At 72.7% G+C, this 14651-nt stretch carries 10 protein-coding genes and 1 tRNA gene; all 11 read left to right on the forward strand.

What is annotated here, in order from left to right:
* Positions 1–149 precede the first annotated feature (149 nt).
* A complete protein-coding gene (locus ACR9ZG_RS13870) occupies positions 150–1052 on the forward strand; it encodes a YegS/Rv2252/BmrU family lipid kinase (RefSeq protein ID WP_481285434.1) in 903 nt (300 codons plus the stop codon).
* An 85-nt stretch (positions 1053–1137) separates the two neighbouring features.
* Positions 1138–1213: transfer RNA gene (locus tag ACR9ZG_RS13875), tRNA-Glu, on the forward strand.
* Positions 1214–1322: 109 nt separating this feature from the next.
* Positions 1323–1778, forward strand: coding sequence for an SRPBCC domain-containing protein (locus tag ACR9ZG_RS13880; RefSeq protein ID WP_481285435.1), 456 nt, complete (start codon positions 1323–1325; stop codon positions 1776–1778).
* Positions 1775–2119: an ArsR/SmtB family transcription factor gene (locus tag ACR9ZG_RS13885; protein ID WP_481285436.1), complete on the forward strand. Its 345-nt coding sequence runs from the start codon at positions 1775–1777 to the stop codon at positions 2117–2119. The genes ACR9ZG_RS13880 and ACR9ZG_RS13885 overlap by 4 nt, the downstream gene beginning before the upstream one ends.
* A gap of 169 nt (positions 2120–2288) precedes the next feature.
* Complete coding sequence (locus tag ACR9ZG_RS13890) at positions 2289–3389, forward strand: TerC family protein (protein WP_481285437.1); 1101 nt, start codon at positions 2289–2291, stop codon at positions 3387–3389.
* A complete protein-coding gene (locus ACR9ZG_RS13895) occupies positions 3386–4195 on the forward strand; it encodes a PP2C family protein-serine/threonine phosphatase (protein ID WP_481285438.1) in 810 nt (269 codons plus the stop codon). Before ACR9ZG_RS13890 ends, ACR9ZG_RS13895 begins: the two co-directional genes overlap by 4 nt.
* A 7-nt stretch (positions 4196–4202) precedes the next feature.
* Positions 4203–5618: an FHA domain-containing protein gene (locus ACR9ZG_RS13900; protein ID WP_481285439.1), complete on the forward strand. Its 1416-nt coding sequence runs from the start codon at positions 4203–4205 to the stop codon at positions 5616–5618.
* Between the two features lie 5 nt (positions 5619–5623).
* Positions 5624–7351: a serine/threonine-protein kinase gene (locus ACR9ZG_RS13905; RefSeq protein WP_481285440.1), complete on the forward strand. Its 1728-nt coding sequence runs from the start codon at positions 5624–5626 to the stop codon at positions 7349–7351.
* Positions 7348–8202 carry an FHA domain-containing protein gene (locus ACR9ZG_RS13910; protein WP_481285441.1) on the forward strand — a complete coding sequence of 285 codons (855 nt, stop codon included), beginning with the start codon at positions 7348–7350 and terminating at the stop codon, positions 8200–8202. Before ACR9ZG_RS13905 ends, ACR9ZG_RS13910 begins: the two co-directional genes overlap by 4 nt.
* A gap of 99 nt (positions 8203–8301) precedes the next feature.
* A complete protein-coding gene (locus ACR9ZG_RS13915) occupies positions 8302–13572 on the forward strand; it encodes an Ig-like domain-containing protein (RefSeq protein ID WP_481285442.1) in 5271 nt (1756 codons plus the stop codon).
* Positions 13573–13624: 52 nt separating this feature from the next.
* A partial coding sequence (locus ACR9ZG_RS13920) for an AAA family ATPase (protein WP_481285443.1) occupies positions 13625–14651 on the forward strand: 1027 nt, incomplete at its 3' end.

Raw genomic sequence — 14651 nt, forward strand, 5'->3', positions numbered from 1 at the left:
AGATGTGTATAAGAGCCAGGCCGAGGGGCGTCGTTCTGCCGCTATTCCGTGCGCATAACGACACAATGACGCCCCTCGGCGGTGGGAGGCGCGGTGGGAGGCGCGGGAGACACGGGATGCGGGCGGGGCGTGTGCCATAGTCGGGAGGCATGACCGCATCCCCCAGGGCCGTGGTGGTCGCGGTCAACCCGATGGCCGCCTTCGGCCACCGCCGCGACGCCGGCCCGCGCATGATCGAACGGCTGCGCGCCGCCGGCCACACCGTGACCGGGGTCGAGCAGCCGAACCGCGAGCTGCTGCGCCGCGAGACCGCCAAGGCGCTGGCCGACGGCGCCGACGCGCTCGTGGTGGTCGGCGGCGACGGGATGGCCAACCTCGGCATCGACCTCGTGGCCGGCACCGACCTCCCGCTCGGGATCGTCCCGTCGGGGACGGGCAACGACCTCGCCGACGGCCTCGGCATCCCCGTCGACGACACGGACGCGGCGATCGACCTGCTGCTCGACGCGCTCGACCGCCCGCCGCGCGTGATCGACGCCGCCCGGGTGCGGCACGGCGAGCTGACCACCTGGTTCGGCTGCGTGCTGTCCGCCGGCTTCGACGCTCAGGTGAACGAGCGGGCGAACCTGATGACCCGCCCGCACGGCCGCGGCCGGTACGTGCTCGCGCTGCTCCGCGAACTCGCGACGCTGCGCCCGCGCCGGTACCGCATCGTCGCCGACGGCGAGCCGATCGAGGTGGAGGCGGTGCTCGCCTCCGTCGCGAACAATCCCTCCCTCGGCGGCGGGATGCGCATCGCGCCCGACGCACTGCTCGACGACGGCCGGCTCGACCTGTTCGTGGTGGCGCGGATGCCGCGGCTGCGCTTCCTGCGGCTGTTCCCGCGCGTCTTCGCGGGCGGGCACACCGACCTGCCGGAGGTCACGCTCCGTCGCGTCTCCACGGTGCGGATCGAGGCGGACGACGTGATCGCGTACGCCGACGGGGAGCGCATCGGCCCGCTCCCGGTGGAGGTGTCGGTCGCGCCGGGCGCGCTGCGCGTGCTGGCCTGACCGGGGGCGCTGCGACACACCCGGGATGCACGCCCCGATTTGGGTCGGCGGCGGCCGATGTGGCATGATCGTTGAGTTGCAAGACGGCCCCATCGTCTAGCGGCCTAGGACGTCGCCCTCTCACGGCGGTAACGCGGGTTCAAATCCCGCTGGGGTCACCAACCAGCAGAAGCCCCTCCGGACCAGCGTCCGGAGGGGCTTTCTCGTCGTCCGGGAGGCTTCCCCGCGCGTGCCCGGTCTGCTACAAAGGCAACCGGGAGGTTGCTTATCATGCCTGACATCCGACGCAGCATCGTCATCGCCGCACCCCTCGAGCGCGTCTGGGCCGCCATCGCGGACGCCGGCGCCTTCGGGGCCTGGTTCGGCGCCGAGTTCGACCGCGACTTCGCCGTCGGCGCCACGGTCACCGGCCGGATCGTCCCGACCGCCGTCGATCCCGAGGTCGCCGCTGCGCAGGAGCCGCACCGCGGCGCGCCGCTCGCCCTCGAGATCGTCGCGATCGAGCCTCCCGAGCGCTTCGCCTTCCGCTGGCACCCGGCCGAGGGCTCCGACGTGTGGACGACCGTGGTCTTCACCCTGCGCGAGACCGGCGGCGGCGTGGCGGTGACCATCACCGAGGACGGGTTCGCCGCGCTGCCCGAAGCGCTCCGCGACGTGGCCAGGCGCAGCAACGACGGCGGCTGGGACGCGCAGACGCGCCTCCTCGCGGCCTTCCTCGCACGATGATCGCGCTGGAGGGCGCCGCGCTGGAGGGTGCGGCACCCGTGTTCGCGGCGCTGGGCGACCCGCTCCGGCTCGGGATCGTGCTGGAGCTGGGGGAGCGCGGCCCGACCACCTCCGCGCGGCTCGCCGGCGCCCGCCCCGTCACCAGGCAGGCGATCGAGAAGCATCTCGCCGTCCTCGGGGCGACCGGGCTCGTCAGCAGCGAGCGGAGGGGCAGGGAGCGGCTCTGGCGGGTCGAGCCCGCCGCCCTCTCGGCGGCGGGCGACCTGCTTCAGCGCGCCTCCGAGCGCTGGGACGCGGCCCTGCTGCGGCTGCGCGCCCACGTGGAGGCTCCGGTACCATGAGAGTTCGCGAAGGGGAGTATCCCGGACGGTCCGATCGGCGGGCCGGCGCTGTGTACGTCATCACGGTCTGAGACCGGTCGCACGACCGGGGACCCGGGCACAGCGGCACCGAGCGGTGCGGGAGAGACTTTCGGCTCGTGTTCGACGCCCTTCGAAAGGTGCCCCCGCTTTGGAAACCGCCCTCCCCGCCTGGTTCGAGATCACCTCGTTCATCGTCCTGATCCTGATCCTGGCGTTCGACCTGCTCATCGTCTACAAGCGGCCGCACATCCCGAGCCCGAAGGAGTCGACGCTCTGGGTCTCGTTCTACGTCGGGCTCGCGCTGATCTTCGCCCTGCTGATGCTGCTCGTCGGCGACGCCGAGCACGCCGGCCAGTTCCTCGCCGGCTGGCTGACGGAGTACAGCCTCAGCATCGACAACCTGTTCGTGTTCGTGATCATCATGGGCAGGTTCGCCGTGCCGAGGAAGTACCAGCAGGAGGTGCTCATGGTGGGCATCATCCTGGCGCTGGTGTTCCGCGGCATCTTCATCCTGCTCGGCGCCTCGCTGATCGCGAGCTTCAGCTGGATCTTCTACATCTTCGGCGCGTTCCTGCTCTGGACGGCGTTCAACCAGGCGTTCAGCAGTCACGACGACGAGGGCGAGAACGACAGCTGGTTCATCCGCTTCGCCCGCCGCCACCTCAAGGTCTCGAACCAGTACGAGGGCAACAAGCTGCGCACGACCGTCGCCGGCCGCCGCATGTTCACGCCGCTGATCATCGTGTTCCTCGCGCTCGGCACGACCGACCTGCTGTTCGCGCTCGACTCCATCCCCGCGATCTTCGGCATCACGCGCAGCCCGTTCATCGTCTTCACCGCGAACGTGTTCGCCCTGATGGGGCTGCGCCAGCTCTACTTCCTGCTCGGCCACCTGCTCGACAAGCTCGTGTACCTCAAGTACGGCATCGCGTTCATCCTCGCGTTCATCGGCGTGAAGCTCGTCTTCCACGCCATGCACGAGAACGAGCTGCCCTTCATCAACGGCGGCGAGCACATCGAGTGGGCCCCCGACATCAGCACCTGGACCTCCCTCGCGGTGATCGTCGGGGCCATGGTTGTCGCTACGATTGCAAGTCTGGTGAAGCTGCGCCTCAGCGGCACCACGGTCGCCGAGGCCATCCACGGCGATGACGACGACAGCGAGCCGGACGACGACGCCCGTCCGGCCGATCCGGGCACGGCGGACGGCGCCGAGGCCCGGCCCACCCAGGAGGACCCCCGCACATGACCTCACTCGTCGGCGTGAGCGCCCGCACGGACGTCGGAGCGGTCCGCCACGTCAACGAGGACAGTCTGCTCGCAGAGGACCCGGTGTTCGTGGTCGCCGACGGCATGGGCGGCCACGCCAGGGGAGACCTCGCCAGCCGCACGGCCGTCGAGAGCCTCGCCCGCACCCTCCAGTCCGGCACGCGGCCCACGCCGGACGAGGTCGTCCGCGCGATCGACGAGGCGAACGCCGCCGTGCGCTCGCTGTCGGGCGCCGACGAGTCGGGCGCGGCGGTGGCGGGCACGACCCTCGCGGGTGTCGTCCGCGTGCGCGTTCCGGAGCTGGCCGCCGAGCAGTGGATGATCGTCAACGTCGGAGACTCGCGCGTGTACTCGTGGGACGGCCGCGAGCTGCGCCAGCTGACGGTCGACCACTCGGCCGTGCAGGAGCTGGTCGACGCGGGGCTGATCACCGAGCAGCAGGCGGCCGTGCATCCGGAGCGCAACGTCATCACGCGCGCCCTCGGGGCCGAGGACTTCGTCGACACCGACAGCACGCTCGTCCCTGAGGCCGGGCGGCAGACGTTCCTCGTCTGCTCGGACGGGCTCACCCGCGAGCTGAGCGACGAGCGCATCGCGCAGCTCTTGGCGGAGGGTCCTGCGGACCCGGCGGCCGCGCTCGTCCAGGCCGCCGTCGCCGCCGGCGGGCACGACAACGTGACCGTGCTCGTGGTTGAATCGGTGAGCGGGGAGGACACCCCGGCATCCGTCGACACCCGTGACCGGGCCGCGGAGCGCGCGATCGAAGACACGCAACCGAGGGGATAGCGTCCGAGTGTTCGACGTTCACCAGACGACGGCCGGGGAGTGGGCGGTCGTCGCGGCGGGTGGTCGCGCTCTCCTGGTCGCCGACCACGACCGCGAGCGCCTGCTGCGCTACCGCGCCGCGCTGCGCGCCGGCTTCGCCGAGACGCTGGACGCGCTCGTCGCCGGCGGCCTCAGCCGCACGCCGGCCTTCGGCCTCCTCGACGCCTCGGCGCCGACCCTGCTGCTCGCCGTGCGCGGGCGCGCGTCGGCCACGATCACGGCCGGAGGCTCCGGGCGCGAGGTGCACGCCGGCACCGCATCCAGCTGGCTGGAGACGCAGCTCGACGGCGCCGAACGCGTCGTGCTCGGCGCCGCCGGCGACGGCCTCCCGCTCTCGGACGGCATCGTCGTGGGCGGCGGCGGGGCCGGGGGCCCCCCCCCGCCCGGCGCGCCCCCCGCGGGGGGGGGGGGGGGGGGCGGGCCGCCCGGCCCCCGGGGGGGGGGGGGGGGGGGGGGGGGGGGCGCGGCGCGGGGCCGGCGCGACCCGGGGCCGGTGGCCGGGGCCGCGGCGGTGGAGGCCGCCGCGCCGGCCGACGACGCCGCGGCGGCGGGGGAGACGGTCGCCGTCGCTCCCGGTTCGCTCGGGGGCTCCGAGCCGCGTCCCGCCGACCAGCACACGCGTGTCCCCGAGGCCACGCTCACGGGCGTGACCGTCACCGGCTTCGTCGAGGAGACCGCCGCCGACGCGCCGGGCGCCGACGAGCCGGGCGCCGGGGCGCCGGGGGCCGGGGCGGATTCGACCGGCTACGACCACCTGTTCGGCGCCACCATGATGCGGTCCATCGAGGACGCCGCCGTGCGCCCGGACGCCGAGCCCGACGCGCCCTCCCGCATCGACCTGCCGAGCTTCATCACCGACTCCTTCCCGGCCGGTGCTCCGGGCGGACCCGGCTCGGGGGCGCCCGCCGGGGATCACGACGGCATGACCGTGTTCAGCGGCGACCTCCCTGCGCGCGCCTCCCGGCCCTCCGCCGAGCCGGTCGCCGCCCCGCAGCCGGCGCGGCCGACCTTCTCGGTGCTGCTCTCGGACGGCCGTCGCGAGCCGCTCAGCGCAGCCGTCGTGGTCGGTCGCGCGCCGAGCGTGTCGGCGGTGCCGTCGCTCCCCGGGGCGCGGCCCGTCACCCTGACCGGCGCGGAGGACGACATCTCGCGCTCGCACGTCGCGGTCGCGGTCCAGGGCGACAGCGTGGTCGTCACCGACCTGCACTCCCGCAACGGCACCCTCATCGTGCTGCCGGGCAAGTCGCCGCAGAAGCTGCGCAGCGGCGAGCCGACCACGGTCGTCGTCGGCACGCTGATCGATCTCGGCAGCGGCGCGACGCTGACCGTCGAGGCCGACGGGGCCGACGCGGCCGACGCCGGTTCCGCGGGGGCGCGCGCATGAGGCGCATGGCGACGCAGCCGCCGCAGCTGGACGGCTTCCACTTCATCCGGCTGCTCGGCTCCGGCGGCTTCTCGGACGTGTTCCTGTACGAGCAGGAACTGCCCAAGCGCAGCGTCGCGGTCAAGGTGCTGCTCACCGACAGCGTCGACGCCACCGCGCGCGCCCGGTTCGTCGCCGAGGCGAACGTCATGGCGCAGCTGTCGGCGCACCCCTACATCGTGACCATCCACCACGCGGGCGTCTCCTCCGACGAACGGCCCTACCTGGTCATGGAGTACTGCTCCGGCCCGTCGCTCGCCGACCGGCTCAAGCGCGAGCGGATCGGCGTGGAGGATGCGCTGCGCACCGGCGTCCGCCTCTCCAGCGCCGTCGCCACCGCGCACGCCGCCGGCATCCTGCACCGCGACATCAAGCCGGCGAACGTGCTGACCAACGCGCTGGGCTGGCCGGCGCTGACCGACTTCGGCATCGCCTCCGCGCTGGAGGAGCTGCCCGTCCACACCGTGACGCTCTCGGACCTGCGCCGCTCGCCCGCCGACACCGGCACCAGCGGCGACCGCTCGGTCGGACTCAGCGTGCCGTGGTCGCCGCCGGAGATGTTCGCCGACGACCCGTCGCCGGACGTGCGCAGCGACATCTTCTCGCTCGCCGCGACCGTGCACACCCTGCTCGCGGGCCGCACCCCCTTCGAGGTCCCCGGCCGCTCCAACGGCACGCTCGACCTGATGGGCCGCATCGAGCGCGGGATGGTCACCCCGATCGAGCGCGACGACCTCCCCGCCTCGCTGACCGCCTCCCTGCGGCGGGGCATGGCGCTGCGCCGGGAGGACCGGTACCAGACCGCGATCGACTTCGCCCGGGCGCTGCAGCGGGTGGAGCTGGAGCTCGGCCTCGCGCCGACCAGCATCGACGTGCCCGACCTCATGCTCGCCGACGGGCGTCCCACCGGCGCGGCGGAGCACGGCGGCGCGGAGGAGACGCGCGCGCGGTCGGTCGTGACCATCCAGGCCCAGCCGGTGCGGGGCGCTGGACCGGGCGGCGCTGCCGGTGCCGCGCCCTCCGGTTCGGCAGGGCGGACCCCGTCGCCGGGCGCGTCCGTCGCACCGCCCCCGACCGCCCAGCCGGAGGCGACGCGCGTGCGCGGCGTCGTCCCGGTGGATGCGCAGCCGGTGGGCGCGGAAACCGATCGGTCCGCGTCCTCCGCGGCGGACGACCACACGATGCTGCGGCCGCGCCGCGGCGACGCGACGGGCCCGGGCACGCGCGATTCCGACGATGCCGGCTCCGGCGACACCGCCGACGCGGAGGAGCGGCCCGCCCGCGCCCCGCGCCGCCGCCTCCTCGCCTGGATCGGGGCGGGCGCCGCCGCCGTCGTCGTGCTCGGCGTCGCTGCGGCCGTCGTCGCGAACATCGTGGCGCCGACCCCGCAGCCCTCATCGACGGCGGGGGAGACCGGCGGGCCGATCGCCGTGACCGTCGTGCCCGCGCCGACCCTGGTGTCGGCCACGCGCAGCGCGGACGGCACGGCCGCCATCTTCACCTGGAAGACCGTGGGCCCCCAGGACGGCGACCAGTACACCTGGGTGCGCGACGGGACGACGAACCCGCCGACCGTGACCGCCCGGCCCACCGCCACCGTCAGCGGCATCGCGCCGGGCGCGCCCGTCTGCATCGACGTGTCGACGATCCGCGCCGGCCGCACCTCTGAACCCCTGAAGGCGTGCGCCCCATGACCTCGACCGATGCCACCCCCGATGCGAACGGCGCACCGGGCGCGAACGGCGCACCGGGCGCGAACGCCGCCGCGCAGGCGAAGGCGCTCACCGTCGAGTTCTGCGGCGAGCTGTACCCGGTCGCTCCCGACGCCGAGTTCGGCATCGGCCGCGAGTCCGATCTGACGATCGACGACAACCCCTACCTGCACCGCCGGTTCCTCACGCTGACCCGCGACCACGGGATGTGGTGGCTGACCAACGTCGGCACCCTCCTGACCGCGACCGTGACCGACGCCACCGGCACCATGCAGGCGTGGCTCGCCCCGGGGGCGAAGCTGCCGATCGTGTTCCAGACCATGCACGTCATGTTCAGCGCGGGAGCCACGACCTACGACTTCACCATCACGAGCGACGAGGACTGGTTCGGCACCGCGGTCGCGGCGGACGGCTCCGGCGGCTCGACGACCGTGCTGCCGGTCACGCTCACCACGAGCCAGCGGCAGCTGATCGTCGCCCTCGCCGAAGGGGTGCTGACGCAGTCGGTCCCCGGCCGCGGCACCATCCCGAGCTCGGCGGAGGCCGCGGCCCGCCTGGGCTGGAGCATGACGACCTTCAACCGCAAGCTCGACAACGTCTGCGACAAGCTCGACAAGCTGGGCGTCGCCGGCCTGCGCGGCGGCCGCGGCAAGCTCGCCACCAACCGCCGCGCCCGCCTGGTGGAGTACGCGGTCACCACGCGCCTGGTCGGGATCGAGGACCTGCCGCTGCTCGACGGCGTCGCCGCCGACACCGCCGACACCGCCGACGACGGCGACGACGGCGACGACGTCGGCACCCAGGCCGGCCCCGCCGGGGGCGCGGCCCGCTGACACCCGAATGGGGACCGCTCCCCATCTGGCCCCTGTTGGGGAGCGTGTTACCGTAGGCAGCGGTTTTTCAGACCGGGGGTTATTCGGATCGTGGCGTCGTTGAGCAGGTGGTTGCGGGAACGCAAGACACTCGCCTTCGCGACCGCGGTCGCCGTCGTCGCCGGGGTGCCGCTGACGATCGCCGTGCTGCACAAGGGCTTCCCGGTCAACGCCGTCGAACTGGACACCCGCGATGTCTGGGTCACCAACGGCGAGAAGCTGCTCGGCGGCCGGCTCAACCACCAGATCGACGAGCTCGATGCGGCCGTGACCGGCTCCAGCTCCGACCTCGACGTGCTGCAGGACGGCTCCGCCTACTTCCTCACCGACCTCCCGCACGGCACCGTCGACCGGATCGACCCGGCGTACGTCTCGCTCGGCGGCCGCATCCAGATCCCGGAGGGCTCCCAGGTCGGCTACGGCGACACGACGCTGTCGGTGCTGTCGCCGACCGGTTCGCTCTGGGTGCTCGACGCCTCCGGCCGGCTCGACTTCGACAAGGCCACGACGAAGCCGGTCGCCAAGGTCGGCACCGGCGCCCAGCTGACCGTCGCGAAGTCCGGCAAGACCTTCGTCGTCGCACCCAAGGGCGGCAAGCTCGTCACGGTGGAGCATCCCGGGGCGTCCGCGACGACCGCGACGTTCCCGGTGCCCGGCGCGTTCCAGCTCTCCGCGGTCGGCGACCAGCCGGTCGTGCTCGACACCCAGGGCAACCGGCTGATCACCGGCTCGGGGACGACGGTGAGCCTCCCGGCCAAGGGCCTGCGGGTGCAGCAGCCGAGCGCGAGCGGTGACGCGGCGGTCGTCGCGACGGCCGACAGCCTGCTGACGGTCCCGCTCGGGGGCGGCAAGGTGACGGCGGCCCCGGCCGGCAAGGCGTCGAGTGGAGGCGCGAAGGCCGTCAGCGCGCCCGTCCGGCTCGGCGACTGCTCCTACGGCGCCTGGGCCGGCTCCGCGCGCTACCTGTACGCGTGCGACGGCAAGAAGGCGATCGGCATCGACATCGACCAGCCGGTGAAGGGCGACGACCTCGAGTTCCGGGTCAACCACGGGGTCATCGCGCTCAACAACCTCCGCGACGGCAACGCCTGGGTGGTCTCCTCCGATATGCGCCTGGTGCAGAACTGGGCCCAGCTCAAGCCGAACGACACCACCGTCGAGGGCAACACCGGCGAGGAGAAGCCGGTCGTGCAATCCTTCGCCGACACGCTCGCGCAGCGCACCTCCGTCAACCGTCCGCCGACCGCGGCGGACGACACGTACGGCGTGCGGCCGGGGCGGTCGACCATCCTGCACGTGCTGACCAACGACACCGACCCCGACGGCGACATCCTCACCATCACCGAGCTCTCCGGCGTCCCGGCGGGGCAGGCGGAGGTGCAGCTGGTCGAGGGCGCGCGGGCGGTGCAGTTCACGCCGAAGGCCGAGCTGAGCGGCACGATCACGTTCCGGTACTCGATCTCCGACGGCCGCGGCGGCACCTCGTCCGCCCAGGTGGATGCGACCCTCCGGCAGCCCGCCGAGAACAAGCCGCCCGCCTCCACCAGGCCGTCGACCGGTCAGACGGAGGTCGGCCAGTCGTTCACCTACAACGTGCTCAACGACTGGATCGACCCGGACGGCGACGACCTCTCGCTCGTGGCCGCCACCGCGACCACCGAGGACGACGTGCGGTTCAAGCCGAACGGCGACGTCACCTTCACGAGCAAGACCGGTCAGGCCGGGTCGAAGGAGGTGCGCGTCACGGTGTCGGACGGCCGCGCCTCCGCGACCGGCAGCCTGATCGTCACGGTCAAGCCGACCGGGGCGCTCGACCCCGTCGCTGTCCCGGACTTCGCCGACGGCTTCACCGGCCGCTCGGTCGTGGTGCACCCGCTCGACAACGACCAGACGCCCTCCGGCGATCCGCTCACGCTCGTCGGCGCGAGCATCGACAGCGGCGGCTCGGCCCAGGTCACGACCGACACCCAGCGCGGCACGATCACGCTCACGACCAACGCAGCCGGCGAGTACTACGTGGTGTACACGCTCGGCGCGGGCGCGAAGACCACCACGGGTCTCGCGCGCTTCGACATCGCCCAGCAGGGCGCGTCGGACGCACCGCCCATCGCGGTCACCGACAAGGCGTACGTGCGGCCGGGCGAACCGACCTCGGTGGCGGTCCTCGCGAACGACGTGTCGCCCTCTGGCCGCGTGCTGGCCGTGCGGTCGCTCGACGTGCGCAAGGGCGCCGAGGACCTCAACGTGGAGGTGCTCGACAACGCGGTCGTCAAGATCACCGCGCCGACCGTGCTCGCCGACCAGGTGCAGCTGGAGTACACCGTCTCGGACGGCGTCGCGGAGTCGACGGCCGGCATCACGGTCGTGCCCGTGCCTCCGCTCGTCCAGCACCAGCCCCCGGTCGCGGTCGACGACACCGTCACCGTGCGCGCGGGCGACGTCGCGACGGCCGACGTGCTCGACAACGACTACTCGCCCGACAACGCGCCCTTCGAGCTCGACCCCGAGCTGCGCGACACCGCCGGCGCCGGCCAGGGCGCGACCGCCTTCGTCAGCGGGGAGACCGTGCGCTACCAGGCGCCGAGCACGCCCGGCCAGTACACGGTGGTGTACGGCATCACCGACAAGTACGGCCAGAAGGCGCAGGCGACGGTGAGCTTCGTCGTCACCCCCGCAGGCAAGGCGGGCGACCGGGCTCCGCAGCCCGCCCTGCTCACGGTGCGCGCGTTCGCGGGCTCGTCGGTCCCGGTGGAGGTGCCGCTCGACGGCATCGACCCGGACGGCGACTCGGTGACCCTCTCGGGTCTCGGCTCGCAGCCCACCCTCGGCCGCATCTCGGCCTCCGACAGCCGCTCCTTCACGTACGAGGCGTACCCGGACTCCGCCGGCACCGACACCTTCACGTACACGGTGAAGGACACCTACGGGAAGACCGCTACCGGCACGATCACGATCGGCGTCATCCCGCGCCCGGACCAGGTGCGCCCGCCGATCGCCGTCAACGACCCGGTGCAGGTGAAGCCCGGCCGCACCGCCTCGGTGCCGGTGCTCGACAACGACTCCGACCCCAACGGCTACGCCATCGCGGTGCAGAAGAAGCTGCTCCAGGTCGACGAGGGCCTGAAGGCGTCGGTCCACGGCAAGCTCGTGCTGGTGGAGGCGCCGGACACCGAGGGCTCGTACGTCGTCCGCTACCAGATCGGCAACGGTCAGGGCGGTGTCGCCAGCGCGTTCATCCAGGTGACCGTCACGACCAAGGCGAAGGACGTTCCGCCGACCGCGGTCGACCACGTGCTGGAGCCGGACGAGGTCGCGAACAAGGACAGCGTGAAGGTCGACGCCCTCGACGGGGCGACCAACCCCTCCGGCCTCCCGGACGCGCTGAAGCTCGCGGTCACCGGACCCAACGCCTCCGCCGCCGCGGTCAACGACGACGGCACGATCACCGTGAAGCCGACGGAGCGCCGGATCGCCATCGCGTACACCGTCACCGACCCGGTGACCTCGCTCGTCGGCCACGCCTTCATCATCGTGCCGCCGAAGGGCGAGGCCACGGCGCCGCCGCGCATCAGGGACGGCCTGCCGCAGCAGATCGTGAAGATGAACGGCTCCAAGAGCTGGCGGCTCTCCGACATCATCACGGTCCCGTCCGGCCGCTCCTACAAGCTGACCGGCGCCGACGGGGTGAGCGCCACCAACAGCTCCGGGGACTCGTCCTACGGCGACGACCAGACGCTGACCTTCACCGCGGCGAAGGACTACCGCGGGCCCGCCGCCATCACGTTCTCGGTGAACGACGGCCGCGAGAGCGGCACCGACGAGGACCGCATCACGCGGCTCGTCCTGCCGATCACGGTCGGCGACCCCGACCAGTCCGACGTCGCCCCGACCTTCACGTCCCCGAGCGAGAAGATCGAGCCGGGGGAGGCTCCGCTCGCTGTCGACCTGAGGGCGTCGGCCTATCACCCCAACCCGGCGATCCTGAACGCGCTGACCTTCACCGGCGGCGCCTCCAGCAACCCGAAGATCCAGGCGACGCTGAGCGGGTCGACGCTGTCGCTCTCCGCGCCGCTCGGCGTGCAGGCGGGGGAGACCGCGACGATCTCGGTCACGATCAGCTCGGGCACGCACACGATCACCGGGACGGTGAACGTGCAGGTCGTGAGCTCCAGCCGGCCGGTCGCGTCGCAGAAGAACCCGCCGCAGACCAACGAGCTCCAGCGCGGGAAGTCGGTCACGCTCGAGGGCGCGTCGAGCGATGCCGAGTGGATCAACCCGTTCCCGGGCAAGCCGCTCACGATCACGGACGCCAAGGCGCAGAGCGCGCCCGCGGGTGTGACCGTCACGCACACGGGCTCGTCCATCACGGTGAGCGCGGCCTCCGGCGCGGCGATCGGCGCGGTGAACATCGTCTACCACGTGCAGGACGCGACCAAGGATCCCAAGCGCACCGCCTCCGCCATCGGCCAGTACCGCGTCACGGTGCACGATGTGCCGGCCAAGCCCAAGGCGCCCGCGGACGCGAAGGCCACGGACGGGCAGGCGACCGTGACGATCGCGGCGCCGGCCGACAACGGCAAGCCGATCGACGGCTACGAGGTCAGCGGCGGCCCGAACCCGGTCACGGTGAACGACGTGGGCACGGTGACGATCACCGGCCTCACCAACGGAACCTCGTACGCGTTCGCGGTCCGCGCGCACAACGCCGACGGCTGGAGCGAGCTGTCGCCGCAGAGCGCCTCGGTGACCCCGTATGGCACGCCGGCGAAGGTGCAGAACGCGAAGATCCAGGCCGGTCAGTACGCGCCCCAGGACCTCCGGATGAGCTGGAACGGGCTCTCCGGCGCGGCCGAGACCGGCGGCGGCTCGGTCACCTATCACTACCGCCTCAACGGCGGCGGCTGGGTCGACACGAAGAACACCTCGGCGACCGCGAACAACAAGGGCGTCGGCACCTACTCGTTCGAGGTCTACGCGACCAACGACGGCAGCGGCAAGGACGGCCCGCGCGCGAGCTCCAACAGCGTGCAGGTGGAGAAGAAGCCGGACCCGCCGGCCACGGTCACGCTGAAGCAGGGCGACAAGGTCCCCGGCTATCCGCACAGCTTCACGTACGACGTGACCCTCGACAACTTCCCGGCGAACCGCACCTACCCGATGGAGGTGCACTGCAACGGCGGAACGCTGTGGGCGCCCTCCATCTCGACGGACGGGAACGGTCACGCGCACTACCGGGGCACGCCGGACAAGTCCCAGCCGTACTGCGGCTTCAAGGGCGCCTACGTCGTCGTGAACGGCGTGTCGAGCAGCGTCCAGGACTGGTCGCCGTGATCCCGGCGACGCGCACCGCATTCAGCAACGAAGGAGAGGCACAGCAGTGGCAGTGACCCAGGAGCAGGCGGACTGGTTCGCCGGAGCGTTCGCGCAGCTCGTCGCGAACGTCGACAAGGCGATCCTCGGCAAGGAGCACAGCATCCGCCTGGTGATCACGGCGATGCTCTCCGGCGGCCACGTGCTGCTGGAGGACGTGCCCGGCACCGGGAAGACGGTGCTCGCCAAGGCGCTCGCGAACACGATCGAGGGCACCCAGTCGCGCATCCAGTTCACCCCGGACCTGCTGCCGTCCGACGTCACCGGCGTCACGATCTACGACCAGTCGACCGGCCGGTTCGAGTTCCACCCCGGCCCGATCTTCGCCTCCGTCGTCCTCGCCGACGAGATCAACCGCGCCAGCCCGAAGACCCAGTCGGCGCTGCTGGAGGTCATGGAGGAGGGCGTCGTCACGGTCGACGGCGTCGGCCACCCGGTCGGTTCGCCGTTCGTCGTCATCGCGACGCAGAACCCGGTCGAGCAGGCCGGCACCTATTCGCTCCCGGAGGCGCAGCTCGACCGCTTCCTGATCAAGACCTCGCTGGGCTACCCCGACCACGCGACGACGGTCGACCTGCTGCTGGACTCGTCCAACCGGTCGCGCGCGGCCGGCGTGCGGCCGATCATCGCGGCCGACTCGGTGACGACGCTGGCGCAGCTGGCGTCGGAGGTGCACACCGACGCGTCGGTGATGGGCTACCTGAGCGAGATCGTGACCGCCACCCGTGACGACAAGGATGCGGCGCTCGGCGTCAGCATCCGCGGGGCTCTCGCCCTCGCGCGCGCGGCGAAGACCTGGGCCATCGCGGCGGGCCGCACCTACGTGACGCCCGACGACATCCGCGAGCTCGCCCAGCCGGTGCTCGCGCACCGGGTGATCGTCGACCCGGAGTCGGAGTTCTCCGGCGTCCGCTCGGCCGACATCGTCGACCGCGCCGTCGCCGCCGCGTGTCCGCGCGCGCCCCCGCGCGCAAAGCCCGCGCGCCGGGCGCGCGGTCGACGGCCGGGGCGGTGCGGGGCCGCGGCGCCCAGGCCCCGCC

The organism is Leifsonia sp. KNZ12-8B (genome assembly GCF_056755495.1).

Coding starts and splice junctions, on each gene's coding strand:
- ACR9ZG_RS13905 (WP_481285440.1), top strand. CDS start 5,624: ATGGCGACGCAGCCGCCGCAGCTGGACGGCTTCCACTTCATCCGGCTG.
- ACR9ZG_RS13885 (WP_481285436.1), top strand. CDS start 1,775: ATGATCGCGCTGGAGGGCGCCGCGCTGGAGGGTGCGGCACCCGTGTTC.
- ACR9ZG_RS13910 (WP_481285441.1), top strand. CDS start 7,348: ATGACCTCGACCGATGCCACCCCCGATGCGAACGGCGCACCGGGCGCG.
- ACR9ZG_RS13870 (WP_481285434.1), top strand. CDS start 150: ATGACCGCATCCCCCAGGGCCGTGGTGGTCGCGGTCAACCCGATGGCC.
- ACR9ZG_RS13880 (WP_481285435.1), top strand. CDS start 1,323: ATGCCTGACATCCGACGCAGCATCGTCATCGCCGCACCCCTCGAGCGC.
- ACR9ZG_RS13895 (WP_481285438.1), top strand. CDS start 3,386: ATGACCTCACTCGTCGGCGTGAGCGCCCGCACGGACGTCGGAGCGGTC.